General features: G+C 72.7%; 29 protein-coding genes. 15 read left to right on the top strand and 14 right to left on the bottom strand.

Annotated elements, in window-relative coordinates:
- Window positions 1-5: 5 nt before the first annotated feature.
- The 3 genes from HUT06_RS42375 (at window position 6) to HUT06_RS42365 (ending at window position 2722) form a co-directional block, all read left to right on the top strand.
- Entirely contained in the window at window positions 6-452 is a 447-nt protein-coding gene (locus HUT06_RS42375; RefSeq protein WP_176200843.1) for an NfeD family protein, read from the top strand.
- Window positions 449-1366 (top strand): SPFH domain-containing protein, encoded by a 918-nt coding sequence (locus HUT06_RS42370; RefSeq protein ID WP_176200842.1) that lies wholly within the window; start codon window positions 449-451, stop codon window positions 1364-1366. The genes HUT06_RS42375 and HUT06_RS42370 overlap by 4 nt, the downstream gene beginning before the upstream one ends.
- Before the next feature lie 252 nt (window positions 1367-1618).
- Entirely contained in the window at window positions 1619-2722 is a 1104-nt protein-coding gene (locus HUT06_RS42365; RefSeq protein ID WP_176200841.1) for a CapA family protein, read from the top strand.
- 15 nt (window positions 2723-2737) lie between these two features.
- On the opposite strand, the gene HUT06_RS42360 is transcribed toward HUT06_RS42365, so the two are convergent.
- Both HUT06_RS42360 and HUT06_RS42355 read right to left on the bottom strand, forming a co-directional pair.
- Window positions 2738-3733 (bottom strand): helix-turn-helix domain-containing protein, encoded by a 996-nt coding sequence (locus HUT06_RS42360; protein WP_176200840.1) that lies wholly within the window; start codon window positions 3731-3733, stop codon window positions 2738-2740.
- A 47-nt stretch (window positions 3734-3780) separates the two neighbouring features.
- On the bottom strand, window positions 3781-4887 hold the full coding sequence (locus tag HUT06_RS42355) for an LLM class flavin-dependent oxidoreductase (protein ID WP_176200839.1): 1107 nt from the start codon (window positions 4885-4887) through the stop codon (window positions 3781-3783).
- Here HUT06_RS42355 and HUT06_RS42350 point away from each other — a divergent pair.
- Window positions 4886-5407 carry a hypothetical protein gene (locus tag HUT06_RS42350; protein ID WP_176200838.1) on the top strand — a complete coding sequence of 174 codons (522 nt, stop codon included), beginning with the start codon at window positions 4886-4888 and terminating at the stop codon, window positions 5405-5407. The two genes, HUT06_RS42355 and HUT06_RS42350, sit on opposite strands and share 2 nt — an antisense overlap.
- 105 nt (window positions 5408-5512) lie before the next feature.
- Window positions 5513-6286 carry an endonuclease/exonuclease/phosphatase family protein gene (locus tag HUT06_RS42345; RefSeq protein WP_176200837.1) on the top strand — a complete coding sequence of 258 codons (774 nt, stop codon included), beginning with the start codon at window positions 5513-5515 and terminating at the stop codon, window positions 6284-6286.
- A gap of 10 nt (window positions 6287-6296) precedes the next feature.
- Here the strand turns inward: HUT06_RS42345 and HUT06_RS42340 are convergent, their stop codons facing one another.
- Window positions 6297-6701: a cupin domain-containing protein gene (locus HUT06_RS42340; protein WP_176200836.1), complete on the bottom strand. Its 405-nt coding sequence runs from the start codon at window positions 6699-6701 to the stop codon at window positions 6297-6299.
- A 52-nt stretch (window positions 6702-6753) separates the two neighbouring features.
- On the opposite strand from HUT06_RS42340, the gene HUT06_RS42335 reads away from it, so the two are divergent.
- Window positions 6754-7740, top strand: a complete 987-nt coding sequence (locus HUT06_RS42335; RefSeq protein WP_176200835.1) for a helix-turn-helix domain-containing protein — start codon at window positions 6754-6756, stop codon at window positions 7738-7740.
- A 10-nt stretch (window positions 7741-7750) separates the two neighbouring features.
- Complete coding sequence (locus HUT06_RS42330) at window positions 7751-8803, top strand: MBL fold metallo-hydrolase (RefSeq protein WP_176200834.1); 1053 nt, start codon at window positions 7751-7753, stop codon at window positions 8801-8803.
- A gap of 41 nt (window positions 8804-8844) precedes the next feature.
- On the opposite strand, the gene HUT06_RS42325 is transcribed toward HUT06_RS42330, so the two are convergent.
- The 4 genes from HUT06_RS42325 to HUT06_RS42310 all read right to left on the bottom strand — a co-directional run bounded on the left by HUT06_RS42325 (window position 8845) and on the right by HUT06_RS42310 (window position 11125).
- Complete coding sequence (locus HUT06_RS42325; RefSeq protein ID WP_176200833.1) at window positions 8845-9387, bottom strand: YdeI family protein; 543 nt, start codon at window positions 9385-9387, stop codon at window positions 8845-8847.
- Window positions 9388-9461: 74 nt separating this feature from the next.
- Window positions 9462-10214 (bottom strand): class I SAM-dependent methyltransferase, encoded by a 753-nt coding sequence (locus HUT06_RS42320; protein ID WP_176200832.1) that lies wholly within the window; start codon window positions 10212-10214, stop codon window positions 9462-9464.
- An 8-nt stretch (window positions 10215-10222) separates the two neighbouring features.
- Complete coding sequence (locus HUT06_RS42315) at window positions 10223-10873, bottom strand: GNAT family N-acetyltransferase (protein WP_176200831.1); 651 nt, start codon at window positions 10871-10873, stop codon at window positions 10223-10225.
- 54 nt (window positions 10874-10927) lie between these two features.
- Window positions 10928-11125 carry a hypothetical protein gene (locus HUT06_RS42310; RefSeq protein WP_176200830.1) on the bottom strand — a complete coding sequence of 66 codons (198 nt, stop codon included), beginning with the start codon at window positions 11123-11125 and terminating at the stop codon, window positions 10928-10930.
- Between the two features lie 118 nt (window positions 11126-11243).
- Here HUT06_RS42310 and HUT06_RS42305 point away from each other — a divergent pair, with 118 nt between their 5' ends.
- Together HUT06_RS42305 and HUT06_RS42300 are read left to right on the top strand one after the other, a co-directional pair.
- The gene (locus HUT06_RS42305; RefSeq protein WP_176200829.1) at window positions 11244-12485 is read left to right on the top strand and encodes an ROK family transcriptional regulator; all 1242 of its coding nucleotides are present in this window, start codon (window positions 11244-11246) and stop codon (window positions 12483-12485) included.
- A gap of 132 nt (window positions 12486-12617) precedes the next feature.
- Window positions 12618-13160, top strand: coding sequence for a hypothetical protein (locus HUT06_RS42300; protein WP_176200828.1), 543 nt, complete (start codon window positions 12618-12620; stop codon window positions 13158-13160).
- On the opposite strand, the gene HUT06_RS42295 is transcribed toward HUT06_RS42300, so the two are convergent.
- The 5 genes from HUT06_RS42295 to HUT06_RS42275 form a co-directional block, all read right to left on the bottom strand.
- Window positions 13145-13429 carry a chorismate mutase gene (locus tag HUT06_RS42295; protein ID WP_176200827.1) on the bottom strand — a complete coding sequence of 95 codons (285 nt, stop codon included), beginning with the start codon at window positions 13427-13429 and terminating at the stop codon, window positions 13145-13147. The genes HUT06_RS42300 and HUT06_RS42295 overlap by 16 nt on opposite strands.
- A gap of 55 nt (window positions 13430-13484) precedes the next feature.
- Entirely contained in the window at window positions 13485-15008 is a 1524-nt protein-coding gene (locus HUT06_RS44215; RefSeq protein ID WP_254715686.1) for a serine/threonine-protein kinase, read from the bottom strand.
- Between the two features lie 137 nt (window positions 15009-15145).
- Window positions 15146-16879 carry a peptidylprolyl isomerase gene (locus HUT06_RS42285; protein WP_176200826.1) on the bottom strand — a complete coding sequence of 578 codons (1734 nt, stop codon included), beginning with the start codon at window positions 16877-16879 and terminating at the stop codon, window positions 15146-15148.
- Between the two features lie 65 nt (window positions 16880-16944).
- Complete coding sequence (locus tag HUT06_RS42280; protein WP_176200825.1) at window positions 16945-17358, bottom strand: MarR family winged helix-turn-helix transcriptional regulator; 414 nt, start codon at window positions 17356-17358, stop codon at window positions 16945-16947.
- Window positions 17359-17377: 19 nt separating this feature from the next.
- On the bottom strand, window positions 17378-18673 hold the full coding sequence (locus tag HUT06_RS42275) for a GH1 family beta-glucosidase (RefSeq protein ID WP_176200824.1): 1296 nt from the start codon (window positions 18671-18673) through the stop codon (window positions 17378-17380).
- Window positions 18674-18813: 140 nt separating this feature from the next.
- On the opposite strand from HUT06_RS42275, the gene HUT06_RS42270 reads away from it, so the two are divergent.
- The 5 genes from HUT06_RS42270 to HUT06_RS42250 all read left to right on the top strand — a co-directional run bounded on the left by HUT06_RS42270 (window position 18814) and on the right by HUT06_RS42250 (window position 23710).
- Window positions 18814-19437: a TetR/AcrR family transcriptional regulator gene (locus HUT06_RS42270; RefSeq protein WP_254715685.1), complete on the top strand. Its 624-nt coding sequence runs from the start codon at window positions 18814-18816 to the stop codon at window positions 19435-19437.
- 109 nt (window positions 19438-19546) lie between these two features.
- Window positions 19547-20155: a hypothetical protein gene (locus HUT06_RS42265; RefSeq protein WP_254715684.1), complete on the top strand. Its 609-nt coding sequence runs from the start codon at window positions 19547-19549 to the stop codon at window positions 20153-20155.
- A 201-nt stretch (window positions 20156-20356) separates the two neighbouring features.
- The gene (locus HUT06_RS42260) at window positions 20357-21463 is read left to right on the top strand and encodes a ferritin-like domain-containing protein (RefSeq protein WP_176200822.1); all 1107 of its coding nucleotides are present in this window, start codon (window positions 20357-20359) and stop codon (window positions 21461-21463) included.
- Between the two features lie 263 nt (window positions 21464-21726).
- Window positions 21727-22587, top strand: coding sequence for a hypothetical protein (locus HUT06_RS42255; protein ID WP_176200821.1), 861 nt, complete (start codon window positions 21727-21729; stop codon window positions 22585-22587).
- Window positions 22588-23059: 472 nt separating this feature from the next.
- The gene (locus tag HUT06_RS42250; RefSeq protein ID WP_254715683.1) at window positions 23060-23710 is read left to right on the top strand and encodes a septal ring lytic transglycosylase RlpA family protein; all 651 of its coding nucleotides are present in this window, start codon (window positions 23060-23062) and stop codon (window positions 23708-23710) included.
- Between the two features lie 75 nt (window positions 23711-23785).
- Here the strand turns inward: HUT06_RS42250 and HUT06_RS42245 are convergent, their stop codons facing one another.
- Entirely contained in the window at window positions 23786-24733 is a 948-nt protein-coding gene (locus tag HUT06_RS42245) for a hypothetical protein (protein ID WP_176200820.1), read from the bottom strand.
- 270 nt (window positions 24734-25003) lie between these two features.
- Between HUT06_RS42245 and HUT06_RS42240 the strand changes: the two genes are divergently transcribed.
- Window positions 25004-25366, top strand: a complete 363-nt coding sequence (locus tag HUT06_RS42240) for a YkvA family protein (RefSeq protein WP_176200819.1) — start codon at window positions 25004-25006, stop codon at window positions 25364-25366.
- Window positions 25367-25404: 38 nt separating this feature from the next.
- Here the strand turns inward: HUT06_RS42240 and HUT06_RS42235 are convergent, their stop codons facing one another.
- A complete protein-coding gene (locus HUT06_RS42235) occupies window positions 25405-26154 on the bottom strand; it encodes an IclR family transcriptional regulator (protein ID WP_302931872.1) in 750 nt (249 codons plus the stop codon).
- Window positions 26155-26314 lie beyond the last annotated feature (160 nt).

Genomic DNA, 26314 nt, shown 5'->3' with positions numbered 1-26314 from the left:
CTGCTATGGATCCGTGGGTCGCCTGGTTGCTGGTCGCCGCGCTGCTCGGAATCGCCGAGCTGCTCACCCTCACGCTGGCCCTCGGAATCCTCGCCGTCGCCGCGCTCGCCGCCGGGCTGACCGGGGCGCTCGGCCTGCCGCTCGCCGCGCAGGCCGCCGTGTTCGGCGTGGGGGCGGTCGCGGGCCTCGCCTTCGTCCGGCCCGTCGCGACCCGGCACATCAGGCAGCCGCCGCCGCTGCGCTCCGGCACCGCCGCGCTGGTCGGCCGCGAGGCGTACACGCTCACCGAGGTGAACCGGCGCGGCGGGCGCGCCCGCATCGGCGGCGAGGAGTGGACGGCCCGCCCCTACGACCCCGACCTCGTCATCCCGGCCGGCGCGACCGCCGACGTCCTCGCCATCGAAGGGGCCACGGCCCTGCTGTATCCGGTCTCGGCCGAGGAGCCACCATGACCGACATCGCCATCGCCCTGCTCGTCGTCGTGCTCGCCGGGGTGTTCGTCCTGGCCACCGCGGTGATGCGGGCGGTCTGGATCATCCCGCAGGCCCGCGCCCGCAACGTCGAGCGCCTCGGCCGCTACCACCGCACCCTGGAACCCGGCATCAGCTTCGTCGTCCCGTTCGTGGACCGGGTGAAGCCCCTCCTCGACCTGCGCGAGCAGGTGGTCTCGTTCAAGGCGCAGCCCGTCATCACCGAGGACAACGTCGTCGTGCACATCGACACGGTGCTGTTCTTCCAGGTCACCGACCCGCGCGCCGCCGACTACGAGATCGTGAACTACATCAAGGCGATCGAGCAGCTCACCGCGACGACCCTCCGCAACGTCATCGGCACCCTCGACCTGGAGGCCACGCTGACGTCCCGCGACCGGATCAACACGGCGCTGCGCGGCGTGCTGGACGACGCGTCCGGCAAATGGGGCATCCGGGTGACCCGCGTGGAGATCAAGGCGATCGAGCCGCCGCCGTCCATCAAGGACGCGATGGAGAAGCAGATGCGCGCCGAGCGGGAGAAGCGCGCCGCGATCCTCACCGCCGAGGGCGCCCGCGCGTCGGCGATCCTCACCGCGGAGGGCGAGCGGCAGTCGACGATCCTGAAGGCGGAGGGCGCCCGGCAGGCCGCGATCCTGGAGGCCGAGGGGCAGTCCGCGGCGATCGAGCAGGTCTTCAACTCGATCCACACCGCCGACCCCGACCCGAAGCTCCTCGCCTACCAGTACCTCCAGACCCTCCCCAAGCTGGCCGAGGGCCAGGGCAACACCTTCTGGGTCATCCCGAGCGAGGTCACGGCCGCTCTGCAGGCGGTCAGCGGCGCCTTCGGCGGCACTCTGAACGGGGCCCAGGCGGTATCCGAAGAGCGCGACTGATCGCCGGGCGGACGCAGGGAAGCGGCCGGGCGGGGGAGGCCACCCGGCCGCTTCAGGGGTGAGAGGCGGCTCGAGGCCGTGCCGTCCCTCTGGAGGCGGGCTGCGGGACCGCGTCGCGGTCGGCTCAATCTAACGTTACGGACACGACCTGTTCAAGATAATGATCGGTTTGCCTTTGGTGGGCTTGGCCGCCCGCTCGTGGCATGCTTGGCCGACCCAGGAGGTCCACTGGGGCCGGACGGAGGCGAAGCGATGAGCAGGCGGGGGAAGGCGGCCGTGGCCGCGGTCCTGGTCGGGACGGCCATGACCGGCGCGGCGTGCGGCGGCTCGGGCGGCTCCGAGGCGGAGGGCGCGGCACCGCCGGCCGCGACGTCCGGTGCGGGCGGAGGCGGGAAGACCAGCAAGCCCGCGGCGCCGGCGAAGGAGCCGATCATCATCGCGTTCGGCGGCGACACCCACTTCGAGGGGCAGCTCCGTTCCCGGCTCGGCAACCCGTCCACGGCGCTCGGCCCGGTGGCCAAGCAGCTGCGCGCCGCCGACTTCACCATGCTCAACCTCGAAACGGCCATCACGACCGGTGGTACGCCCGCGCCCGGCAAGCAGTTCACCTTCCGGGCCCCGGCGACCGCGTTCAAGGCGCTGAAGGCCGCCGGCGTCGACGTCGTCTCCATGGCCAACAACCACGGCATGGACTACATGGAAGGCGGCCTGCGCGACTCCCTGGCCGCCGCCAAGCGGACGGGCTTCCCGGTCGTCGGCATCGGCAAGGACGCGGACGACGCCTTCAAGCCGTACCGAGTCACGGTGAAGGGCAACAAGCTCGCCGTCGTCGGCGCCACGCAGGTGCTGGACGACAACCTGATCCAGGCGTGGACGGCCACTGACGCCAAGGGCGGTCTTGCCTCGGCCAAGAACGTCCCACGGATGGTCCAGGCGGTGAAGGAGGCGCGCAAGGGGTCGGACGTCGTCATCGTCCACCTGCATTGGGGCGCCGAACTCCAGCCGTGCCCGCTGCCGCGCCAGAAGGAACTCGCCCAGCAGCTCGTCGAGGCCGGTGCCGACATCATCGTGGGAGGCCACGCGCACATCCCGCTGGGCGGCGGCTACATGGACAACGCCTACGTCCACTACGGCATGGGCAACTTCGTGTTCTACTCCGCCAACGGCCAGACGGCGAAGTCCGGTGTGCTGTTCCTGAAGGTGCAGGACGGCAAGGTCACCAAGGACAAGTGGAGCCCGGCCCTCATCAGCGGCGGCATCCCCATCCCGATGAAGGGCGCCGCCGCGCGGACGGAACTCAAGCGGTGGAACGGGCTGCGCGGCTGCACGGGGCTCTCGGCGCGTCCGGCGCCCTGAGGTCCCTAGGGGTGCTCAGCCGATGCGCCTGAGGGTGCGCGTCGGGGTCTCGCCGAAGCGCTGCCTGTAGTGGGCGGCGAACCGGCTCATGTGGAAGTACCCGGCGGCTTTGGCGACGTCCGTGACGGTGCCGGGGCCGCGCTGCGCCACGCTGAGCGCCGCGCGCGCGTGGTCGAGCCTGACCCCGCGCAACAGCTGGGTGGGGGTGAGGCCCCACTGGTCTTGGCAGATGGCTTGGAGTTGGCGGACGCTGATGCCCACCGCCGCCGCGATGTCGGTGACGCCGATGGGGCGGTGGTGGTGGTGCTCCACCCATTCGCGGATGGTGCCGGCGAGATGGTGCGGGGACCGCGCGGGCGGCTCGGCGAGGCACTCGGTGGCCGTGTGCGGCAGGCCGAGCAGGAGGGCGGTGAGCAGCGACTCCTCCAGGGTGCGCGCCGCCAGCGGGTGCAGCCCGCCCCGGCCCGTCGCGTGGTCGAGGACGTCGCACACGTGCCGCCAGGTGCGCTCCACGATCGACGCGGGCGCGATCGCGGGCCTGCCGACCCGGTGGAAGCGCAGCGGCGCGGTGTAGTCGCGCCCGAGGTGGCAGGCGAGGTGGTCGGCGAGCCGCCCGGTGCTCGTGGCGATGACGAGGCAGCCCAGCGCCGGATGCGGCGTCATCCGCATCGCCTCGTCATGGGACAGCACCAGGCTTCCGCCGGCGATGTCGTTGTTGTGCGTGGACCGGTACTCGACGCCCATGGGTGCCATGGGCGCGCACATGGCGAAGTGCCCTTCCGTCGGTGGCGTGTCGACGACGACCCCGCCGCCCCCGTACCGCACCCAGACCAGGTTGACCGCGCCCAGGGCGAGGGCGTTGACGGCACCGTCCAGGGGGTCGTCCGATGCGCGGGCCTGGAGGTCGTGGCCCACGGCGAACGGTTCGACCGAGTCGTGCAGGACGTCGATGTCCGAGCTGACGACCCGCTGGTACGCGGACAGCGGCGGCGAGGTATCGGTAAGGGTCATGTGCGTGTGAGGGTCATGTGCGTGTGAGGGTCACGGTCTGGTGAGGGTCATGGTCGTGTGGTGGGAGCCGCTTCCGGACGGTCGATGGACAGGACACCACGGGCCCGCAGCCGAGGCATGACCTCGGCGGCGAAGTAGCCCAGTTCATCAGCGTAATTGAGGAACGACAGAGCGATACCGTCAAAGCCCGCACGCGCGAACTCCGCGAGGCCGTCCGCCACGTCGTCGGGGTCGCCGACGATGGGGCAGCTGCCGTGGCCGGCGGCGAACCTGTCCCGGTAGATCTGGAGCATCTCCGGCGTGAACGACTGCGCGTGCAGGCCCTGCAGCCGCATCACCTCGTCCACGGCGGGCCAGTCGGCCTGCTCGTCGGCGTAGTAGCGCAGGAAGTCCTCCGCCTCGGTCCTGGACGGCCGGCACACGACGTGCCCGAGCGTGAAGAGGCCGACCGTCCGGCCGTGGGACGCGGCCTCCGCGCGGATGGCCTTCACGATCTCCGCGCCGTCCTCGGGCCCGGCGACGACGGTGAACGCCCGGTCGGCGTTGCGCGCGGCGAACGAGCGCCCCTGCCTGGACGACCCCGCGTTGATGACCGGCAGGCTGTGCCCGTTGAACGGCTTGGGGCGCCCGACGACGTGCTGGAGCTGGAAGAACCGCCCGTCGTGGTCGAACGGCTCGTCGGTCGACCAGATGCGCTTGACGACGTCCCACCACTCCTGGGCCAGCGCGTACCGGGTGTCGTGGTCGTCGGGCAGCGTGAGGCCGAACATCTCGTACTCGGGGGCGTGCCAGCCCGCGACGATGTTCAGCCCGATCCGGCCCTGGCTGAGGTGGTCGGCGGTCGCGAGCTGCTTGGCGGCGACCACGGGATGGTGGAACGCGGTGTGGACGGTGCTGAACACCCGGAGCCGCGTGGTGCTGGCGAGGAGCCCGGACGCCCATACGAGCGGATCGAGCGCGCTCCGGTGGAAGTCGGTGCCCGGGCCCCAGTCGGTCCAGCGGGCGACGGGGAGCAGGAAGTCGATGCCGCTCTCGTCCGCGATCCGGGCGAGCCGCAGATTGTTCTCCCAGGTCGCGTGCCACCTTTCCGGAGCCTTCGTGATCGCCAGTCCCGATTCGGTGTTGGGGGAGAACAAGCCAAGCTGGAAACCCATGCCGACCTCTTTCCGTCCGGCGCCGTTCGGCATTGCCCGCCCAGTATCGGAAGCCGGGCGGCTCCGGGCAATGGCCGGCGGCGGCCGGGGTTCACACCGGGATCGTGCCGAGCGCGAGCCGGTCGAAAGGACCGGGCTCATTCGTCCGCCGGCGGTCGCCCGTGGCGTACACGACGACACGGGCCGGCTGTTTGCGCCGCTCGCGGGCGCGCAGCGCCAATTCCTGCACGACTTCGGCGAGATGGGCGCCGCAGGAATCGCGTCCGGCCTCCGTCCGGGCGGCCGCCTCCAGCCGGACGTGGAAACACGACAGGCGACCACAGTGCGGCATCGAGCAGGATTGTTCGCCATGGAGGGGATTGGGGTGCATCAAGAGGCGCTTTCGATGTCGCGGGTTCGGGTGGGCAAACGTGCGGCACCCTCCATCATGGACCAGCGCCCGGCGGGCTTCAACGCGAACGGGATAGTCCACTGCGGCATCTGGCTAGCGACAAATTACGCAAAATACGCATTTCCCTGATTAAATCGGCCCGCCGCCGGAGCGCGCCTGAGCGCGGGCGGGGCAGGGGCGGGGCGCGGGCGGGCTCGGCGACCCGGCGGCGCGGGCACGGCGTAGGGTGGCGGTATGGCGATGCCGGACGACGCGCGGCGCATCCGCGTCCTCACCTTCAACACGCTGTTCCGGGGCCGTGTCCGGGCCCGCATGGACGCGCTGGCCCGGCTCGTCGACGAATCGGACTACGACATCGTCTGCCTGCAGGAAGTGATATCGCCGCCGGTCCTGGCGCGGTTTTGCAGCGAGACGCCGTCCTTCCCGTACATGGCGCGGGCCGGCGGATTCCCGCTCGTCCGCGGTGGCCTGGTCACGCTCTCCCGGTGGCCGATAGTGAAGAGCCACTTCCATCCTTTCGCGCTCGCCGGCCCGGCCCGTCCGGAATGGCTGCTCAACAAAGGCGCGCTGTTCACCCGCATACGGCTGGCGGGCGGCTGGCTGACGGCGGTGAACACGCACCTTTCCGCGAACATGGACATGGACTGGTCGCCGTCCAATGCCTATACGAAGGTGGAGCAGTCCGAACTGGCGCGGCTCGCCGCCGCCATCAAAAGGATCGACCCGGCGGAACCGCTGATCGCCATGGGCGACTTCAACGTGCCCCGCGACTCGCGCTATCTCACGGAGTTCGCGTCCGCCGCCGGCCTCCGGGACGCCCTCGCCGGACGCACCGAGCCCACCTACCGCCCCGAGTGCGCCGACATCGGGGCGATCGACCAGTTCCTCCACAGGCCGGGCCTGGAGGCGGAGGCCCGTCTGGTGTTCACCGACGTGGTCCGCCTCCCCGACGGCACCACCGCCCACCTCTCCGACCACTACGGCCTCGCGGCCACGGTGACGCTCTAGGGCCGCGGCCTCACGCGCGCTTCAGCGGGTGGCCCGTGGTGGCGTCCACCGACTCGGGCACGGACTCGTGGCGGTCGCCCACGCTCAGGGTGCCGGTCGGCTCGAACAACAGGATCGAGGCGCCGCCGGGCGCGGACGGCTTGTGCTCCACGCCGCGCGGGACGACGAACACCGCTCCCTTGGGGAGAGCGACTGTCCGTTCGCCGCCGTCAGGTGCGTCGCGCAGGGCGATGGTGAGTTCGCCGTCAAGGACGAGGAAGAACTCGTCGGTGTCGTCATGGGCGTGCCAGACGTGGTCGCCCTCGACCTTGGCGACGCGGACGTCATAGTCGTTCACACTGGCGACGATGCGCGGGCTCCACAGCTCGGTGAAGGAGGCCAGCGCCGCCGCGAGTTCGATGGGTTCGCTGTTCACCTCACCACCCTGCTGGGACGCGGCACACCGCCGTGAGTGCTAGAAATCGCCTATGGCGCAAGGATTCTCGCACCGCGTGGTGATGATCGTCGACACCGGCTCCAACCCGTTCGAGATGGGCGTGGCCACCGAGCTGTTCGGCCTGCGCCGCCCTGAGCTGGACCGCCCCTGGTACGACTTCGCGCTCTGCGCCGCGGGCGGCGAGGCCGTCATGCACGCGGGGCTGTTCACCATGTCCGGCATCGCCGACCTGTCCGCCGTCGAACGTGCGGACACGGTGATCGTGCCGAACCGCCCGGACCCGGACGAGGACCCCGCACCCGAGGTCCTGGCCGCCGTCCGGGCCGCCGCCGCGCGCGGCGCCCGGCTGGTCGGCCTCTGCACCGGCGCGTTCACGCTGGCGGCGGCGGGCGTCCTCGACGGCCGCCGCGCGACCATGCACTGGCGTTGGGCCGAGACGTTCCGGGCGCGCTTCCCCCGCGTCCACCTGGAACCGGACGTGCTGTTCGTCGACGACGGCGACGTCCTGACCTCCGCCGGAAGCGCCGCCGCGCTCGACCTCGGCCTGCATCTCGTCCGCCGCGACCACGGCGCGGAGATCGCGAACGCGGTCGGCCGCCGGCTGGTGTTCGCCGTGCACCGCGACGGCGGCCAGCGGCAGTTCATCGAGCGCCCGATGCCGCAGATCCCGGACGCCTCGCTCGCGGCCCTGCTCGACTGGGCGCGGGAGCGCCTGGACGAGCCGCTGACCGTGCCCGCCCTCGCGGCCCGCGCCGCCGTCAGCCCGGCCACGCTGCACCGCCGCTTCCAGGCCGAACTCGGGACCACCCCGCTCGGCTGGCTCACCGCCGAGCGCGTCGAGCTGGCCTGCCGGATCATCGAGCGCGGCGAGGCCCGGCTGGACGCGGTGGCACGCGCGAGCGGCCTCGGCACCGCCGCCAACCTGCGCGCCCAGCTGCGCCGCCGCACCGGCCTCAGCCCGTCCGCGTACCGGCAGCGGTTCGCCGCAGGGGAGAGCGCGGCGGAGCGCCGCGGTTAGGCTTGCGAACATGTGCGAGACAGGTGGCGGTCAGGCCGAGGCGCTGGCGTCCATGCCGCGTCCGGCGACGGGCGCGGCGGTCGATCCGATCGCGCTGGAGCCGGTCGACGAGGTCGAGATCGTCACCCTGGTGGACAACGTCTACGACGCCCTGCTGACCGGCGGTGAGCGCACCCGGCGAGCGGGGTCCGGCGCGGGCGCGGTGACGGCGCCGCAGTTCGAGGAAGGCCGGACCTTCGCCGGGATGGTCGCCGAGCACGGCTTCTCCGCGCTGGTCACGGTGCGCCGAGGCGATCGCTCCACCACCCTGCTGTTCGACACCGGCCTGTCGCCCGACGCGATGGTCACCAACGCCGACCGGCTCGGCCTCGACCTCGGCGGCATCCAGGCCGTCGTGCTCAGCCACGGACATTTCGACCACGCCGGCGGCCTCGCCGGGCTGGCGGGCAGGCGCGGCGTCCGGTCGCTGCCGATGGTGGTGCACCCCCTCGCCTGGACGCGGCGGCGCCTCGCGGTGCCCGGCCGCGAGCCGGAGGAGCTGCCGACGCTGAGCCCCCGCGCCCTGGCCGGGGAGGGCTTCGAGGTCATCGAGCGCCGCGAGCCCTCGCTCCTACTGGACGGCAGCGTGCTGATCACCGGCGAGGTCGACCGCACCACCGAGTTCGAGCGCGGCATGCCCCCGCCGCACCAGGCGTGGACCGGGTCCGGCTGGGTGCACGACCCGCTGGTGACCGACGACCAGGCGCTCGTCGTGCACGTCCGCGACCGGGGCCTGGTCGTGCTGACGGGCTGCGGGCACGCGGGCGCGGTCAACATCGTCCGGCACGCGCGGCGGCTGACCGGCGTGGACCGGCTGCACGCGCTCGTCGGCGGCCTGCATCTCGGCGGCCCGGCCTTCGAACCGGTCATCCCGCCGACCGTCGCCGCGCTGACCGACCTCGCGCCGACCCTCGTCGTCCCGGGGCACTGCACCGGCTGGCGCGCTCAGCACGCCCTGGCCGCCGCGCTGCCCGACGCCTGGGTGCAGAGCAGCAGCGGCACGACGTACCGCCTGTCCGCCTGACCCTTCCGGCAGCGGGCCAGTAGGGAGGAACGGCCGCGCGGTCAGCCCTCCAGCAGGGACTCGATCGCCTTGTTCAGGCGGGCCGTGCGCCCGGCCGGGGTGCGGGCCTTCAGGAGCGGGAGCATGAGCAGGTAGCGGTCGGTCTTGCCGAGCTTCTCGAAGCGGGCGGCGGCCTCGGGGTTTTCGGCGAGCGCGGCGGCCAGGTCGGGCGGGACGGCGGCGTCGCGCTGGCCGGCGTAGGCCGCCGTCCAGCGGCCGTCCGCGCGGGCGGCGTCGATCTCCGCCAGGCCCGCCGGGCGCATCCGGCCGTCCGCGATCAGGGCCTCCGCCCGCTCCGCGTTGGCCCGCGACCACGGGCTGCCCGCGCGGCGCCGCGAGTAGCGCTGCAGGAAGAAATGCTCGTCGAGGCCCTTGCGCTGGCTGTCGATCCAGCCATGGCAGAGCGCGACGTCCAGCGCGTCACCGATCCTCAGCGAGTCGACGGGCGCGTTCTTCTTCGCGATCTTCAACCAGACGCCGTCCTCGGTGTCGTGGTGCGCGGCCAGCCACGCGTCCCATTCGGCGGCGTCCTGGAAGTGCATCATGAGCGGCCCCCATGCTCGGCGTGACCAGCGGGATCAGAGAATCGCACGGCCCTCCGACAGTCCCGCCGGCCGGGTCAGCCGGGTTTGCGCGCCTCGATGAGGACGCGGGACGAGTGGGCGACGAAGGGCCCGTCGCGGCGGATCCGGTCGTCCAGGGCGCGGAGGCGGTCGCGGTGCCCGGCGACGCTGAAGCCGGGGACGATCCAGACGACCTTGCGCAGGAAGTGGACGACCGCGCCGATGTCGGAGAACTCCATCCGGAGGCGCTCGTGCCGCAGGTCGGCGATGTCGAGCCCGGCGGCGCGGGCGTCGGCGCTCTCGACGTCGGGATGGCGCGCGCGGCGCGCCTCCGGCTGCGGGCCGAGGAAGTACTCCGTGAGCTCGAAGACGCTCGCGGGGCCCACGTGCTGCGCGAAGTACGTCCCGCCGGGGGCGAGGACGCGGGCGATCTCCGGCCACCGGACCGCGGCGGGGTGGCGGCTCACGACGAGGTCGAACGCCTCGTCCGCGAACGGCAGGGCTCCGGTGTCGGCGACCACGACCGCGCCCCGGGGATGCAGGAGGCGGGTGGCCTTGGCGAGGTTCGGCGGCCAGGACTCGGTGGCGGCCATGGTCGGCGGGAACGAGTCGGCACCCGCCAGCACCTCCCCGCCGCCGGTCTCGATGTCGAGCGCGGCGGCGGCGCGGGCCAGGCGCTCGCTCATGAGGCGCTGGTAGCCCCAGGAGGGGCGCTGCTCGGTGGCGCGGCCCTCGAACCAGGAGAAGTCCCAGCCTTCGACGGGTGCCGATTCGGCTTCGTCCAAGAGCTCTTCGAAGGTGCGGTTCATCGGAGGGTTCATCGGTCGGTGACTCCGAACATGGGAAGGCAGGGGGCGAGGCCCTCGACGGTGACGGGAACGGTGGCGTGCTTCTCCCAGCCCGCGCGGGTGAGGCGCACGTGGTGCTCGATGGCCGCCGCGCCGCGAATGACCTGGCGCCCGATGCCGTTGTCGGTATAGCCGAGCTTGCGCGATACCGCGCGCGACGCGTGGCTGTCGGCGAAGGCGCTGGAAAGGGCCTCGTCGGCGCCGAGCCCGGCGAAGGCCAGATGCAGGACGGCGGCTCTCATCTCCGTGCCGATTCCCTGCCCGTGGTGCCGCATGCCGAGCCACGAGCCGCTGTGCACCTGGCGCAGGACGGCCAGGTCGCGGGCCCTGAGATCCTGCTGGCCGACGATCTCACCGGCGTGGAAGACGCTGAGGTTGAGCTGCCAGTTCCCGGGCGACCAGCGTCCGAGCGTCTCCCAGTGGTGCTGGACGACGCCCCGGGCGATCTCGGCGGGCGCCCGGTCCGTCCACGGGACCATGAACGGCATCGTGTCCGGTGCGTGGACGCCTTCCGCCGCGACGTCCGCCAGCGCGCCGAGTTCCTCCGGGGACGGCAGCCGCAGTTCGAGCCGCGGTGTCCGCAACCGGAGCCCGAGCAGCGGGAAATGGTCGACCAGCATCCCCTCACGATGGCGGGTCCGCGCAGCCGGCCGCATCCCGTTTTTGCCGACGGGTCAGTGGCCGAGGAGGACGAAGACGATGCCGCCGACGACGTGGGCGAGCACGGTGATGATCAGGACGGCGATGAAGACGTTCTTCGCCGTCGGGTGGTCGAAGTGGGAGCCGGGGCGGCCGCGGTCGGCCGAGCGTGCCTCGGCCTGCCGTTCGAGTTCGTCCAGCGACGGCAGGAAGGACGGTCGCTTCAGGGCCATCGGTCAATGTCCTTCCTGGTCAGGGGGCGATGCTCGCTCTCTTCTCCAACGCCCGGGGAACCCGGTTCTCATCCCGCCGCGATAGGGCCGGGGACGCTCCTTGGGTAGCGTGGGCGCCATGTCCTCCTCTCTCCTGTCGGGTGTCACCGGCCCCGCGCGGCAGGCGGCGCAGCCGACGCGGCGGCGCAACGCCGGCGCCGTGCTGCGGGAGGTGCACCGGGACGGGGCGGTGTCGCGCACCGAGCTGGCCGAGCGGATGGGCGTCAACCGGAGCACGATCCTCACGCTGATCGCGAAGCTGGCCGCCACGGGGCTGGTGCGGGAGGAGCCCGCGGCGGCGACGGGCCGCGCGGGCCGGCCGTCGCTGGTCGTCCGCGCGCAGAGCGCGCGGGCGTACGTGCTGGCCTTCGACGTCGCCGTGGACCGGCTCGTCGCCGCCAGGGTCGGCCTCGGCGGGACGCTGCTGGAGCGCCGGGAGGCGCCGCGCCGCCGCGGCCAGGACGACCTCGACGAGGTGGTCGGCGCCCTCGCCGGGTTCGGCGACGCCCTCGTGGCCGCCGCGCCCGGCGGAGCCGAGTGCGTCGGCGTCGGCGTGTCGTACTGCGGCATGATCAGGGCCGTCGACGGCAAGGTGCGGCTGGCGCCCACCATGGGCTGGACCGACCTCGACGTCGGCCCGGAACTCGGCCGCCGGCTGGGGCTCGGGCTGCCCGTGGTGGTCGGCAACGAGGCCCACCTCGGCGCGCTGGCCGAGTACGTGCGCGGCGCGGGCGTCGGCAGCCGCAACCTCGTCTACCTGCACGGGGACGTCGGGGTGGGCGGCGGCATCATCGTCGGCGGCCGGCTGCTGGACGGCGACGAGGGCTACGCCGCCGAACTCGGCCACATGATCGTCAACCCGTACGACGGGCGGCCCTGCAACTGCGGTTCGCGCGGCTGCCTGGAGGCGGAGGTCGGCGAACCGGCGCTGCTGGAGGCCGCCGGACGCGCCGGCGGGCCGCTCGGCCGGGACGGCGTGCGCGCGGTCGTCGCGGCGGCCGAGCAGGGGGACCCGGCGGCCCGCGAGGCCCTGGACCGGGTCGGCGGCTGGCTCGGCATCGGCGTCGTCAACCTGATCAACCTGTTCAATCCCGGCGTCGTCGTCTTCGGCGGCATGCTGAGCGAGATCTACCGGGGCGCGGCGCCGCGGGTCCGGGCCCGCGTCCGGACGAGCGGCCTGCCGGTGTCGCGGGAGCGCGTCGCGCTCCGCACCGCCGCCCTCGGCTACGACGCGACGCTGGCGGGCGCCGCCGAACTGGGCTTCGCGGCGCTGCTGGCCGACCCCCTGGGCGTCCTCGGCGCCGAGCGCGCGAACGCGTAGCGGCCGCAGGGTCCGCTTCCCCGCCGGGCGGTCCGTTTCCCCCGGGCGGGGGAAGATCACGGTTCTCGCGGGGGACGTGGCGGAGGAGCGGCCCCGACGAGCATGAAGTCCTGCCGATCAAAGGAGGACTTCATGACCGCCACCGCCCGTCCGGTGCCCGCGTGGGCCGACCGGGTCGCCCACCTCATCCCGCTCACCGTCCTGCCGTCCGGGCTGTGGCGGATCGCCCTCGGCCTCGGCGTGCCGATGGGGTTCGCCGAGGGCGGCGAGATGACCGACTTCCCGCATCCGATCGGCACCCCGTACGTCTTCTCGCTGAGCATCCTCTCGGAGCTCTTCGCGCTGCTCGCGTTCGGGCTGGTCCGGCCCTGGGGCGAGGTGTTCCCGCGCTGGTTCCCGCTCGTCGGCGGGCGGCGCGTGCCCGTGCCGTTCGCCGTGGGCGCGGCGTCGCTCGGGGCGGCTGCGGTCACGGCCCTGGGCCTGGTGGGCGCCTCCGGCTGGACGGACGCGATGTCCGACAGCGGCAGCCCGCACGGCTTCGCCGGGGCCGTGATGACGCTCGCCTACGCGCCCTTCCTCGCCTGGGGGCCGCTGCTGGCGGTGCTGACCGTCCACTACTACCGCCGCCGGACGGGACCGGTCGCGGCGCGGCTCTCGGGTCAGCTCGGGCGCTGAGCGGCGTGCTCCGCCAGCTCCAGGTCGATGAACGCGGCGATCATCGCCCGCCAGACGGCCTCCGCGACCTCGGGCGCGAGGCCCGCGTCCGCCGCCCGCCGCCGCGCCAGCGCGACGACCCGCTCCACGCGGTCCGGCGCGCGGACGGCCCGCTCGTCGGTCTTGAAGGCGGCGGCGGCGCGCACCAGGCCCTGCCGCTCGGCCAGCAGGCGGACGAGCTCGCCGTCGATGCCGTCGATCCGGGCCCGCACCTCGTCCAGCGAATCCATGCCGCGATCATTCCAGTCGGGGGGCGGCCTCGGGGAGGCCGCCCCCGGCCCGGGGTCAGCCGTTGCCGCCCCAGCGCGGGCCCGCATACCGCATGAGGACGCCTTCGAGCTCGCGCCGGGAGCCCTTGATCCGGTGGACGGGCATGACGACGATCCAGCCCGTCTTCCTCTCCAGGTAGCACAGCATCGTGCGCGGCCCCCTGGGCGGCGGCTGGCCGGTGCCGACCGCGGGGGATACGCAGAGCGACCATCCGGCGGGCGATTCCGCGCGGCGGACCACCACGCGGCCGATCCCGTGCCACGGGTAGCGGACGAGCCGGCCGGCGAACCGGACCTGGATGCCGTTGTGGCTGACCTCCAGGTCGCACGGGGTCAGCAGGTCCCTGATGAGCGGGACGAGCCAGATCACGGGAACACGGACGAGCGCGATCGCCATCACGAAGAGCACCGCGAGGATCAGCGTGAGGAAGGCGTCACCGTCGGATGCCGCCATGCTGACCACGCCTTTCAAGGCCAAGAGGCCGAGAACGAGGCCGAGCAGGAAGCGAAGGGAATGCCCCACGAGCGCCAGCGCGACGGGCGTCCTCCTGCCCTTGAACAGTACGGGCGGAAGCCGCGTGGCGGCATGTGGGCCGGACTGAAGAGGGGAGTCGGAGCCGCGGGTCTCAGGGGCGACGGCCGTCCAACCGAGCCCGGCTCCGGGATTGGTTCCGGCCCCGGGGCCGGTCCCGGTGGTGGGATAGCGGGTCAGCATCTCCTGGACGGGCTGCGGAAGCCAGGCACCGGTCCGGCCGGCCGGGGACAGCGCCCCCAGCAGTTCCGGCGGCTTCGGACGCGCCGCCGGGTCCTTGGCGAGGCAGCTCGCGACGATTCCCCGGATCGGATCGGGCAGGCCGTCCAGCTGAGGTTCCTTGTGGACGACCCGGTAGACCAGGGCCTCCGACGGTCCTTCGCCGAAGGGCCGCACACCCATGACGTGCGCGAGGACGGCGCCGAGGGCGAAGACGTCGCAGGCGGGCGTGACCGACCCCTCGGACAGCAGTTCGGGCGCCATGAAGCCGGGCGTCCCGGCGTGCGCGGTGACGCCGGACGCGTCCACGGCGCGCGCGATGCCGAAGTCGATGACGCGCGGGCCGTCCGCGGCGAGCAGGACGTTCGAGGGCTTGAGGTCGCGGTGCACGACGCCTGCCTCGTGGATGGCCTCCAGAGCCTCCGCCAGCCCGGCGCCCAGCACGAGCGCCGACTCCAGCGGGAGCGGCCCGTGCTCGGCGACGGCGGCGGCGAGCGACGGCCCGGGGACATAGGCCGTGACCAGCCACGGAACGGGGGCGTCCAGATCCGCGTCCACGACCGGCGCGGTGTGGAAGCCGCCGACCTGGCGCGCCGCCTCGACCTCGCGTTTGAAGCGCCGCCGGAACTCGGCGTCGGAGGCCAGCCCCGGATGGACGAGCTTGACCGCCACGGGGCGCCCGCCCGGTGACGAGCCGAGGAACACCTGCCCCATCCCGCCCGCGCCCAGCCGGGCCGACAGCGCGTATCGGCCGACCGTGCGAGGGTCTTCAGGTCGCAGGTCCTCCACTGCGGATCCCCGTCCTCCGGTGTTCAGGTATGCGCTCGCCGGGGCGAGTCGATCGCATTAAAGCCGACCGGTACGACGGGTGATAGGTCAGGAGACGCAGAAGCGCCGAATACGAGAACCCATGAGAAGCGGGCGCGCTACGCCGCGGAGGTGGTGAACTCGTTGATCGTGACCTTCTGCCGGGGCGGGCCGTCGTCCTCACCGCTCGCCGTGCCCTTCTCGGCGACCCGGTCGAGCACGTTCAGGCCGGAGGTGACCTGCCCGAAGACCGAATAGGAGTGCTCGATGGCCGGTGCGTCCCCGTAGAGGATGAAGAACTGGCTGCTGTTGGTGCCGGGGCCCGCGTTGGCCATGGCCACGGTGCCTCTGTTGTAGGGCGCGGACGTGTTCTCGTTGGCGAACACGTACGACGCGCCTCCGGCTCCGGTCCCGTTCGGGTCACCGCATTGCAGGACCTTCAGGCTCGGGCTCGTGGTCAGGCGGTGGCACGACGTGCCCTTGTAGAAGTTCTGTTTCACGAGAAACGCCAGCGAGTTCACCGTGCAGGGGGCCGCCGGGTCCAGTTCCAGTTCCAGGACGCCCACGTTGGTCTTGATGGTGGCCTTGGTGGGTAGTCGGGACGGGCTGACCGGGGGTGTCCCGACGAACTTGACCTGGCTGCTGGACGAGGGCGGGTAGTTGCATTTGGCTCCGGCCGGCGTCGTCTGCGCGACCGGCTCGCCGCTGTTGGGGGCGCCGGTGTTCTTCGCGCCGGGATCGTCGTCGCCGTTCAGCAGGATCGCGGTGGTGAGCCCGCCCACCACCAGCAGCACACCGGCCGCCGCACCGGCGACCAGCAGCGGACGCTTGCTCCGTCCTTCCGCCGGACGCGTCGTCCCTGCGGCGGGGAACCCGGGCGGCAGCCCGACGGGGCCCGCACCGGGAGCCGTGCCCCCGCCGAAGGGCGGCGCGGGAGCGGTGGGCGGCGTCCACGGAGTGGCGGGCGGCGGAGGTGCGCTCGGGGCGGCGCCGGTCGGGCGGGTGGCGGCGGAGGTGCCCTCGGCGAGGAGGTTCGCGTCCGGTCCGATGCCGAGGAGCCGCTGGAGCACCTGCGTGGCGGTGAGCCGGTCCGCCGGGTCCTTGGCCAGGCAGGACGCCGCCAGCTCGCGCAGCCGCCCGGTCAGCGCGCCGAGCTCCGGCTCCCCGTACAGGATGCGCTGCATGATCGCCGGGACGGAGTCGCTGCCGAACGGCGGCACCCCGTTGGCGGCGAACGCCATCGTGCAGGCCCACGCGAACATGTCCACCGGCGCGCCGCCGGACGAGCCCGACACCTGCTCGGGCGCCATGTAGGCGGGCGTGCCGACGGCGCCGGTCATGGTGGCGGACGTGGCGTCGAGCGGCCGCGCGATGCCGAAGTCGATGACCTTCGGGCCGTCCGGGCCGAGCAGCACGTTGGCCGGCTTGAAGTCGCGGTGGACGACGCCCGCCTCGTGGATCGCGGCCAGCGCGGTCGCGGTGCCGATCGCCAGCCGGACCTGCTCGTCGGGGGACGCGGCGCCGCGCTCGGCGATCAGGTCCTTCAGCGACGGGCCGTCGACGTACTCGGTGATGATGTGCGGGAGGTCGTCGTCGGCGGTGGCGGCGAGGACGCGCGCGGTGCAGAACGGGGCGACGCGCCGGGCGGCGGCGAGCTCCCGCTCGAACGCGGTGCGGGCCCGCGGGTCGCGGCCGAAGTCGGCGTGCAGCAGCTTCACGGCGACGCGCTGCCCGGTCTCGTCCGACTCGCCCAGGTAGACGGTGCCCTGGGCGCCCTCGCCGATCCTGGCCGTGAGCCGGAATCCGCCCACCTCGCGGGGGTCGTTGGTGCGCAACGGACGGCTTTCCGGCATCCACTACCTCCCCGGCGAAAGCGGAGAGAGAAGACTATCCGGGAGGGCCGCCGGGGCGCGCGGGGTCAGTCCGCCCGGCCGACCCGCAGGAGCAGGGCGAGGAGGGCGGCCCGGTCGTCCTCCGGCAGCGGGGCGAAGAGCTCGGCGAGGGCCTCGTCGGCGACGGCGTGCCCGGCCGCCAGGGTCTTCTCGCCGGCGGGCGTGAGGTGGTGCTCGATGCTGCGGCCCGCGCCCGGGCGCCGGTCGATGAGGCCCTGCGCGGCGAGGCGCCCGGCGAGCGTCCCGAACGCCTGCTCGCTCTGGAACGTCTCCGCGGCGAGCGCGCGGGCGGACGCGCCCGGGGAGCGGCTGATCGCCCGCAGCGCGTCCCACTGCGCCAGCGTCGTGCCGACGCCGGCGAGCCTGCCGTCAAGGGCCCTGTGGTGCCGGTACTGGGCCTGCCTGAGGGCTCTACCGAGGACTTGTCCTTCGACGGGCATACGCCCAGCGTAGAACCGGTCAGGACGACGCTATGAGATCCCGGTACCAGCTGTAGGACTTCTTTGGGGTGCGCTTCTGCGTCTCGTAGTCGACGTGGACCAGGCCGAAGCGCGGGTGGTACCCCTCGGACCATTCGAAGTTGTCCAGCAGGGACCACGCGAAGTAGCCGCGGATGTCGACGCCCTCGGCGACGGCGGTACGCATGGCCTTGATGTGGGCGTCCATGAACGCGATGCGGGACGAGTCGTCCACCGTGCCGTCCGCGCCGACCTCGTCGGGGAACGAGCACCCGTTCTCCGTGATGTAGAGCGGCGGCAGGTCGTAGCGGGCGTCGAGCGTGCGGAGCAGCGACAGGAACGCGTCCGGGACGATGGGCCAGCCCATCCCGGTCGTGGGGTACTCGGTGATGTCGGCCATCTCGAACGGCAGCGGGCCCTCGGACGGCGTCGCCAGCCGCGTCGGCTGGTAGTAGTTCACGCCGAGGAAGTCGATGGGCGAGGCGATGACCGACATGTCCGCCGAGCGGATGTACGGGGCGTCCCCCATCAGGTCGGGGTAGCGGCCGAGCAGCACGGGGTCGGTGAACAGCCGGTTCATGAACGCGTCGAACGCGTCGGCGGCGGGCTGGTCGGCGGGGGACGCGGCCCACGCCGGCGAGTAGTGGTTCGCCAGGCCGACGGCGCGGGCGTTGCGGCTGCGCAGCGCGGTGACGGCGAGGCCGTGCGCGAGGAGCTGGTGGTGCGCGGTGGGGAGCGCGTCCAGCATCAGGGCCCGGCCGGGCGCGTAGACGCCGAACGCGTAGCCGTAGGCCGTCACGACCACGGGCTCGTTCAGGGTTATCCACAAGTCCACGCGGTCCGCGAGCCGCTCGGCGGCCAGGTAGGAGAATTCGGCGAACCGGTAGGCCGTGTCACGTTCCAGCCAGCCGCCGGCGTCTTCGAGCGGTTGCGGGAGGTCCCAGTGGTAGAGGGTGGCGGCGGGGGAGATGCCGGCGGCGAGCAGCCCGTCCACGAGCCGGTCGTAGAAGTCGAGGCCCTTGGCGTTGACCGGCCCGCTCCCGGACGGCTGGACGCGCGGCCACGCGATCGAGAACCGGTAGGCGCCGACGCCGAGGCCCGACATCAGCGCGACGTCCTCCGGCCACCGGTGGTAGTGGTCGCAGGCGACGTCGCCGGTGTGCCCGTCCCGGACGCGTCCCGGCGTGTGCGCGAAGGTGTCCCAGGTGGACGGTCCCCTCCCGTCCTCGTCCACCGCGCCCTCGATCTGGTAGGCGGCGGTGGCGACGCCCCAGCGGAAGCCTTCCGGAAGCCCCATCGCGATCCCCTCCCGAAAATGCGAATAGCCTTCGGATATTAGTGGCGGGGTGGTGCGGGCGGAAGACTCCGGTGGCTCCGGGGTGGGGAACGGCTAGGCGGTCCATGCGGGGCACCCCCGCGGTCGGGGACAATGGCCTGGTGACCGAGATCCGGACCCCGCTCCGCCGCCGTCCCGCCCAGCGCCGCAGCGCCGAACGCGTCCAGCGGATGCTCGACGCCTGCGCGGACATCCTCGACGAGGACGGCTACGACGGCCTCACCACGACGCGCATCGCCCAGCGCGCCGAGGTGGCGATCGGCTCGGTGTACCAGTTCTTCCCCGACAAGCGCGCCGTCGCGCAGGCCCTCGCCCTGCGCAACCTGGAGGAGTTCGGCGACCGCATCTCCGCGCGGCTGACCGCGGGCGGGTTCGGCGACTGGTCCGACACGGTCGGCGCCATCATCGAGATCTTCGTCGAGATGCACCGCACCGTCCCCGGCTTCCGGGTGCTGCGCTTCGGCGACGTCGCCGACGTCAACCTGCTCGACTCCGACGCCGACAACAACGCCGTCGTCGCCGACCGGCTGCGCCGCATGATCGTGGACACCTTCGACGTCCAGGACACCCCCGGCCTCGCCACCGCGCTCGCCATCGCGGTCGAGGCGGGCGACGCCGTGCTGAAGATGGCCTTCCGCCGCAGCCCCGAGGGCGACCCCGAGATCGTCGCCGAGGCGGAGCGCATGATCCACGCCTATCTCGCCTCCCATATCCGGCACTCCTGACCGCCGGCCCCCCGTCGCGCCAAAGGCGCCGGCCTCCCCCACTCCCGGAAAAACCGGGATGTGGGGGACTCGCTGTGGCAGACTCCCACCGCACAACGCGACAGAACGGGTGAGTCCGCTGGACGAAGAGAGACTGCAGGCGCAGAACAGGCTGCTGATCCGGCAGCGGGTACGCCTGATGGTGAACCAGTACGAGGTGCACGCCGAGGCCCCCGGCGGCGGGGAGGGCGAGCTGCTCGCCTTCGCGCAGCAGAAGCGGCTGGCGTTCAAGGAGCAGGTCACCCTGTACTCGGACGACACCAAGACGCGTCCGATCCTCGGCTTCAAGGCGCGCAAGCGGATCGACCTCGCGTCCGCCTACGACATCACGGACGCGCACGGGCAGCCGATCGGCGTCTTCCGCAAGGACTTCAAGAAGTCGCTGCTGGCCTCGACCTGGCACATGGAGCAGCCGGGGCTCGGCGTGACCACCGGCAGCGAGCGCAACAAGTTCGTGGCGGTGCTGCGGCGCGTCTGGCAGATCATCCCGTACGTGGACAGCCTGCCCTTCGCCTGGCCGTACCACTTCGACTTCTACGCGGGCGACCAGGTCGTCTTCTCGGTGGAGAAGAAGTTCGGGTTCCGCGACCGCTACACCGTCGACATCCAGGACCCGCGCCTCGACCGCCGGCTCGTCATCGCGCAGGCCGTCGGCCTGGACGCCCTCCAGTCCCGCTGACCGGCGCCCGGCCGCGCCGGTCCCACCGACTCCCGTCGCCCGCATCTCCCCCCGGGGAGGTGCGGGCGACGGCTTTGCGGCACGTTCCCGCAGGGGCCCTGGTTTCGCCGGGCTTTACATGTTACGAAGGTATGTAAAGCCGTGGGCGGTGCGGACCGGCGTCGCGATGGCGCGGCGCAACGCCTCGAGGAGGATCCCCCCGTGAGTTCCTTTGACCTCTACTCCACCCCGGTCCCGACCGAGACGTGGAACGTCCCCATGGCGGGAGAGGCCCGCTTCACCTGGGAGTACGACGACGGGCGCGACCGGCTGCTGAACCTGTACCAGAAGGGCAAGGACAAGCAGTGGGACGCGCAGAAGCGCATCGACTGGGACCTTGAGGTGGACCCGCTCAACGTCGCCGGGCTGCCGGAGAACTTCAACCCCCTCTTCGGGTCCGACATCTGGGAGAAGATGTCGCAGAAGGAGCGGGACGAGTTCGGCCGGCACCAGGGGTCGTGGCTGTTCAGCCAGTTCCTGCACGGCGAGCAGGGCGCGCTGAACGTGTCGGCGCGGATCGTCCAGTCCGTCCCCGACCTGGACTCGAAGTTCTACGCCGCGACCCAGACGATGGACGAGGCGCGGCACGTCGAGCTGTACACCAAGTTCCTGCACGAGAAGATCGGGATGTACTACCCGATCAACCAGGACCTGGCGAAGCTGCTCGCCGAGTCGCTGGAGGACAGCCGCTGGGACCTGCCCTACCTCGGCATGCAGGTCCTCATCGAGGGCCTCGCGCTCGCCGCGTTCGGGCTGTACCGCGACATGTCGACGAACCCGCTGGTCAAGCAGCTGCTCGCGTACGTCATGCAGGACGAGGCGCGGCACGTCGCGTTCGGTCGGCTCGCGCTCAAGGACTACTACGCCGAGCTCACCGAGAAGGAGCGGGCCGAGCGCGAGGAGTTCGTCGTCGAGGGCTGCTACCTGATGCGCGACCGGTTCAAGGGGCGCGAGATCTTCGAGACGCTCGACATGCCCGTCGAGAAGTGCATGGAGTTCGTCGACAACTCCGACATGTACACCCTCTATCAGTCGCTGCTGTTCAGCCGGATCGTGCCGTGTGTCCGGGACGTGGGCCTCTGGGGCGACAAGGTGCAGGCCGCCTACCGGGACATGGGCGTTCTCGACAACGCCAAGGCCGACCTGGAGGCGCTGATGCGGCAGGACGAGGAGATCGCCGAGAAGGTCGACGAGGAGCGCTACGAGGCGGAGGTCGCGGCGCGCAAGGACGAGGTCGACGCGGCCATCTCGCTCGGCGCGGCCGAGTAGCACGGACCCGGCGAAGGCGGGGGCGCCCGGCACGGCGCCCCCGCCTTCTCTCATGTCGGAAATTGTCGTCCATCAGCGGATAGGGCAACGGCCGACGACCAATTCCGGGGAGATCTTTCCGCCGTTCACCAATTGATTCTCGAATCGGCCGTGCGCGCCTCCCGGTTGTACTAACGTCCCCGCTCGACGGTGCGCCGAATTCGCCGGTCCGGCGGGCGCACATCACACGTGCAGGGTCAAGCCGGAAAAACCGGGGGGAAACAATGAACCGATCTGCCAAGGGCCTGCTGGGCGCCGCCGTCGTCGCTCCGTTCGCCGCCGTGCTCGCGGTCGCGTCCGCGCCCGCCAACGCCGCGCACACGCCGGCGGAGGCCGTGCCGGGCCCGTCCACCCAGCTCCTCTACGACGCGGCCGCCGCCGCCCACCCGATCAGCGAGACCGTCCCGGCCCCCGTCGTGCGGACCGGCGGCCAGGCCGCCGAGCGCGCGACCGGCGCCGTGGACGGCGCGCTCCGCAGCGCTCCGGGCGCCACCGGCGCCGCCTACCGGACGGCCGCGGTGCCCGCTCCGCCGAAGTCCGGCGGGGCGGACGGCGGCGGGGCGGACGGCGGCGCGCTCCTGAAGAAGCTCGGCGACACGGTCGGCCAGAACGCCATCGGCGACCTGCCGGGCGCGCAGCCCGCACTCCCGGGCGCGCGACACGCCGGCATGCCGGTGAGCATGGCGGCGCCGGGCGGGCCGCAGGAGGCGCTGCCCGCGGACGTCACGAACGTGCCGGCCGCGCTCGGCGCGGTGGAGGCCGCCGGGGTGCCGATCGGCTCCGTGCTCTTCCCGCCGCGCGAGCGCCGCGCCACGCCGGTGCCGTCCGACGACGTCCTCGGCCAGACCAACGACGCCGTGAACAAGGCCGGCGTGAAGCTCGACGAGACCCAGCAGGGCGTCGGCAACGTCGTGGACGTGCTGAAGGCCAAGGGCGCCGCCGAGCGCCGGGCGGACGGCCCGGCGCCGCGCCCGGCGGCCGGCCCGCTGGAGGGCGGCCCGCTGGACAACGGTCCGCTCGCGGGCCCGGTGTCCATGGTGACCTCGACCGCGCTCGGGCAGGGGGCGGTGCCCGGGATCGGGTGAGGCACACCCTTTCGTCCGACCTGCTCGGGGCGTTCCGCGGATGCGATCGGCATCCATGGGACGCCCCGTCGCGTTGTCCGGAACGGTTGTTATCTGCCCGAGATCGCGTGGTCTATGGGGAGTAAAGACGATCTACATGCACAGTGACCGCATGAAGTTGATCGACTCCGCAGCGCAAAGAGTCGGGTGACAAACCCCACAAACCAGGGCCCTACGTCTTGATTCACACGAGACACAACGTACGGTCAAGGACTTGTGCGGCGCTTTAGTGATCAAAAGTGAAGAAGCATTTCCCGCCGCACCTGCCGGACGCCGGACCGCGAAGACGCGGCCGCGCCTGAGAGCGGCGCGGAGACGGGACGGGCGAGCATGCCCGCCGGCGGCGGAGGACTCGGGGGACGGGAGGTCGCCTGAGCGCGCCGTGAGATGAGCCGGGCGTCCGGGGCCCTGTCCCCTAACAAAGGACTCCTCTGTGAGCAGCCCTGTTAGACGTCTGCTTCGCGCGCGCCTGCGCACCGTCCTGATCGTTTCCGGCGCCGCCGTCGCCGTCCTCGCCGCCGGGGCGTTCGCCCTGGTCAACGGTGACGGGTCGGCGAAATCCGCGCAGGCCGCCCAGACCGCCGAGCCACCCGCCGACCCGCTCGCCGACCGTCCGGACGGCGACTCGCCGCGGGTGAGCCGCGGCGGGACCCGCGCACCGGAGCCGTCGCCGACGGCGTCGAAGAAGCCGGAGCGCAAGCCGCCGAAGGAGCGGGAGAAGGCGCCGCGGCCGGACGCCGCCGCCGCGCACCTGGCGAAGCCGAAGCAGAAGACCGCCAAGAAGCACAAGGTCATCGCGTCGGGATCATGCGAGGCCTCCTACTACTGGGAGGGCCAGATGACCGCGAGCGGTGAGCGCTTCGACCCCGACGAGCTGACGGCCGCGCACAAGACGCTGCCGATGGGCTCCAAGGTCCGGGTCACGAACAAGAACAACGACCGTTCGGTCACCGTCCGCATCAACGACCGGGGCCCGTACGCGGGCGGCCGCTGCCTGGACCTGTCCAGGGCGGCGATGAAGAAGGTCGGCGGCACCGGGTCGGGTGTGATCCCCGTCCGCTACGAGGTCCTGTCCCGCGGCTGAGCCGCGTCACGACCCGCCCCGCCCGGGGCGGGCGCTCGAACGCGCCCGCACCCGGGCGGGGCGGCCGTGTCCCGCCTACGAGTGGCGGCCGGCGACCGCTCCCGGCCGCGCGGCCGGGGCGGTGTCCGCCTGGCCGTCCGCCGACCAGGCGCCGTGCCTGCCGTCCTCCGCCGCCCCGGTGCCGGTGTCGCCGTCGGTGTCGGCCAGGTGGTCGCGGAACCAGTCGGTGAGGGCCGTGTCCACCTGGACGGCCTCGGTGATGGGCGGACGCGGCTCGGTGCCGGGCTCGGCGGCCAGCGCGTGCCCCATCCGGAACGTGGTGGACTCGACCGCTCCGGTGCCGTGCCGGCGCAGCAGGTCGCGCAGGGCCGTGATCTCCCGGGGCGGGACGACGCGGTCCTTGGCGCCGCCGATGAGCAGCGTCGGGACGTCCCGTCCGGCGAGGCCGGGGGCGAGCGCGCCGAGGTCGAGGCGGTCGGCGCGGGCGGCGGCGTGGGGCGTCCAGTCCCGCTCGCGGCCGGACCGCTGCTCCACCGCCCGCGCGGCCCGCGCCGGGGCGGCCACGGGTGCGACGAGCGCCGCGGTGCGCACCGGGACGGCATCGCTCAGGACGGCCAGCAGCGCGGCGGCGGCGCCCGTGCTGAACCCGGCCAGCGCGACGGGGCCGTCCGGGAGCGCGAGGTCGCGGCGGATGTCGGCGAGCGCGGCGGGCAGCCGCTCCACGGCGTCCTCGACCGCCGCGCAGTACGCCTCGATGGCCTCGGTCTCCAGGATCGCGCCCGAGCCGAGCCCGCCCGCCGAGCGGCCCGGCAGGTCGAGGAAGACCCGCCACACCGGCACGCCGGTCATCGGGACGGCGGCCGCGAGCGCCGCGGCCGTGCGCGGCGGGTCGAACCCGGGCCAGGCCACGATCAGCCGGACCGGCCCGGAGGCTTCGGCGTCGACGGCGGTCGGGGGCAGCGCGACGTAGGGGTCGCCTGCCGCGGTGCCGTGGACGGGACGGTTCGTATGGTCGCCGCTCATGTCGGTTCGTCACTCCTGCGCTGCTCGACGGGCCGTGCCGGTCGTGCTGGGGGAGCCGCCCGTAGGGACATGCTGGCAGCGGACGCCGGGCAACACGCCGCGAATCGCCGCACCTCGACCGCGGGAGTGATGAAGAACTCACCACGGGTGGCCTCGAACGGCGCCGCGCGATCCGACAAGGGGGAACATTTCCGGCGATCGTCGCGTCGTAGTTAAGCGTGGGCGCCGCGGGGGCGCGCCCTCCACGACCCCGTTGGACGAGGAGTGCTCGTGAACAGGAAGCGCAGCGCGGCCGCAGCCGGCCAGGCGTGGCAGATCTACAGCGAGACCCTGAAGCCCGACGCGCCGGGGTTCTGGGAGCGGGTGCGCGCCGTTCCGCGGATGCTCAAGTCGGTCCTGCGCGGGCAGTACAAGGGCATGTCCTTCGGGACGCTCGGCCTGCTCGCCCTCGGCCTGGTCTACATCGTCTCCCCGATCGACGCCGTCCCCGACGTGATCCCGGTCGTGGGCATCGCCGACGACACCGGCCTGGCCCTGTGGCTCGCGGCCGTGCTCGTCCGGTCCGCCGGCGACTTCGTCACCTGGGAGCGCGGCGGCCGCCCGACCGTCATCGTCGGCGAGCCCGTCGACTGACGACCGCGCGGCGGCGGAAGGTCGACGGCCCGCACGCGTCAGGGTGTTGTGGGGCTCAGTTCCTTCGCGAAGCGTTCGGCGGCGTCGCGCATGATGGGCACGACGTCCGGGACGGCCTCGCTCGTCATGCGCCCGGACGGGCCGGACACCGAGATCGCCGTCAGCGTCGGCGTCCCCGGCAGCGGCACCGCGACGCAGCGGACGCCGATCTCCTGCTCCTCGTCGTCCAGCGCGTAGCCCTGCTCGCGGATCCGGTCCAGCTCGGCCAATAGGGCGTCCGGGTCGGTGAAGGTCTTCGGGGTGTGCGCGTCCATACCGGTGCGCGCCAGGATCTCCCGCACCCGCTGGTCGGACAGCTGCGACAGCAGCGCCTTGCCCACGCCGGTGCAGTGCGGCTGGACGCGCCGTCCCACCTCGGTGAACATGCGCATCGAGTGCTTGGACGGCACCTGCGCGATGTAGACGGCCTCGTCGCCCTCCAGCACCGCCATGTTGGCGGTCTCCCCGACCTCGTCCACCAGGCGGGCCAGGACGGGCCGCGCCCACGTGCCGAGCAGCCGGCTCGCGCCCTCGCCGAGCCTGATGAGCCGCGGCCCGAGCGCGTACCGCTTGGACGGCTCCTGCCGGACGTAGCCCTTGTTCACCAGCGTGCGCATCAGCCGGTAGATCGTGGGCATCGGCAGCCCGGAGACCTCCGTCAGCTCCGACAGCGCCATCTCGCCGCCCGCGTCCGCCAGATGCTCCAGCAGGTCGAACGCGCGCTCCAGCGACCGAACGGCCTCCGCCACCCCGGGTCTCCTCTCCTCGCCGCAGCCCACCCGATTCTACGGAGAACCGTTTTCGCTCTGTGAAAGAGGGGTCGCCGGCGGAGTGATGCACGTTACTAGCCCCGGCGATTTGGCAATAACTGTCTGTGCCCGGCGCCGCGGCGCCGCCCCCCTGGCAGCC

The sequence above is a fragment of the Actinomadura sp. NAK00032 genome (assembly GCF_013364275.1).
Taxonomy (GTDB): Bacteria; Actinomycetota; Actinomycetes; order Streptosporangiales; family Streptosporangiaceae; genus Spirillospora.
The sequence above is the reverse complement of the archived record's forward strand: the minus strand, read 5'-3'. Positions and strand labels throughout refer to the sequence as shown.

Bases quoted from the DNA above. Each gene is read 5' to 3' on its own strand.
- HUT06_RS42375 (WP_176200843.1), top strand. From the start codon at position 6: ATGGATCCGTGGGTCGCCTGGTTGCTGGTCGCCGCGCTGCTCGGAATC.
- HUT06_RS42370 (WP_176200842.1), top strand. From the start codon at position 449: ATGACCGACATCGCCATCGCCCTGCTCGTCGTCGTGCTCGCCGGGGTG.
- HUT06_RS42365 (WP_176200841.1), top strand. From the start codon at position 1,619: ATGAGCAGGCGGGGGAAGGCGGCCGTGGCCGCGGTCCTGGTCGGGACG.
- HUT06_RS42360 (WP_176200840.1), bottom strand. From the start codon at position 3,733: ATGACCCTTACCGATACCTCGCCGCCGCTGTCCGCGTACCAGCGGGTC.
- HUT06_RS42350 (WP_176200838.1), top strand. From the start codon at position 4,886: ATGCCGACCTCTTTCCGTCCGGCGCCGTTCGGCATTGCCCGCCCAGTA.
- HUT06_RS42355 (WP_176200839.1), bottom strand. From the start codon at position 4,887: ATGGGTTTCCAGCTTGGCTTGTTCTCCCCCAACACCGAATCGGGACTG.
- HUT06_RS42345 (WP_176200837.1), top strand. From the start codon at position 5,513: ATGGCGATGCCGGACGACGCGCGGCGCATCCGCGTCCTCACCTTCAAC.
- HUT06_RS42335 (WP_176200835.1), top strand. From the start codon at position 6,754: ATGGCGCAAGGATTCTCGCACCGCGTGGTGATGATCGTCGACACCGGC.
- HUT06_RS42330 (WP_176200834.1), top strand. From the start codon at position 7,751: ATGTGCGAGACAGGTGGCGGTCAGGCCGAGGCGCTGGCGTCCATGCCG.
- HUT06_RS42325 (WP_176200833.1), bottom strand. From the start codon at position 9,387: ATGATGCACTTCCAGGACGCCGCCGAATGGGACGCGTGGCTGGCCGCG.
- HUT06_RS42320 (WP_176200832.1), bottom strand. From the start codon at position 10,214: ATGAACCGCACCTTCGAAGAGCTCTTGGACGAAGCCGAATCGGCACCC.
- HUT06_RS42315 (WP_176200831.1), bottom strand. From the start codon at position 10,873: ATGCTGGTCGACCATTTCCCGCTGCTCGGGCTCCGGTTGCGGACACCG.
- HUT06_RS42310 (WP_176200830.1), bottom strand. From the start codon at position 11,125: ATGGCCCTGAAGCGACCGTCCTTCCTGCCGTCGCTGGACGAACTCGAA.
- HUT06_RS42305 (WP_176200829.1), top strand. From the start codon at position 11,244: ATGTCCTCCTCTCTCCTGTCGGGTGTCACCGGCCCCGCGCGGCAGGCG.
- HUT06_RS42300 (WP_176200828.1), top strand. From the start codon at position 12,618: ATGACCGCCACCGCCCGTCCGGTGCCCGCGTGGGCCGACCGGGTCGCC.
- HUT06_RS42295 (WP_176200827.1), bottom strand. From the start codon at position 13,429: ATGGATTCGCTGGACGAGGTGCGGGCCCGGATCGACGGCATCGACGGC.
- HUT06_RS42285 (WP_176200826.1), bottom strand. From the start codon at position 16,879: ATGCCGGAAAGCCGTCCGTTGCGCACCAACGACCCCCGCGAGGTGGGC.
- HUT06_RS42280 (WP_176200825.1), bottom strand. From the start codon at position 17,358: ATGCCCGTCGAAGGACAAGTCCTCGGTAGAGCCCTCAGGCAGGCCCAG.
- HUT06_RS42275 (WP_176200824.1), bottom strand. From the start codon at position 18,673: ATGGGGCTTCCGGAAGGCTTCCGCTGGGGCGTCGCCACCGCCGCCTAC.
- HUT06_RS42255 (WP_176200821.1), top strand. From the start codon at position 21,727: ATGAACCGATCTGCCAAGGGCCTGCTGGGCGCCGCCGTCGTCGCTCCG.
- HUT06_RS42245 (WP_176200820.1), bottom strand. From the start codon at position 24,733: ATGAGCGGCGACCATACGAACCGTCCCGTCCACGGCACCGCGGCAGGC.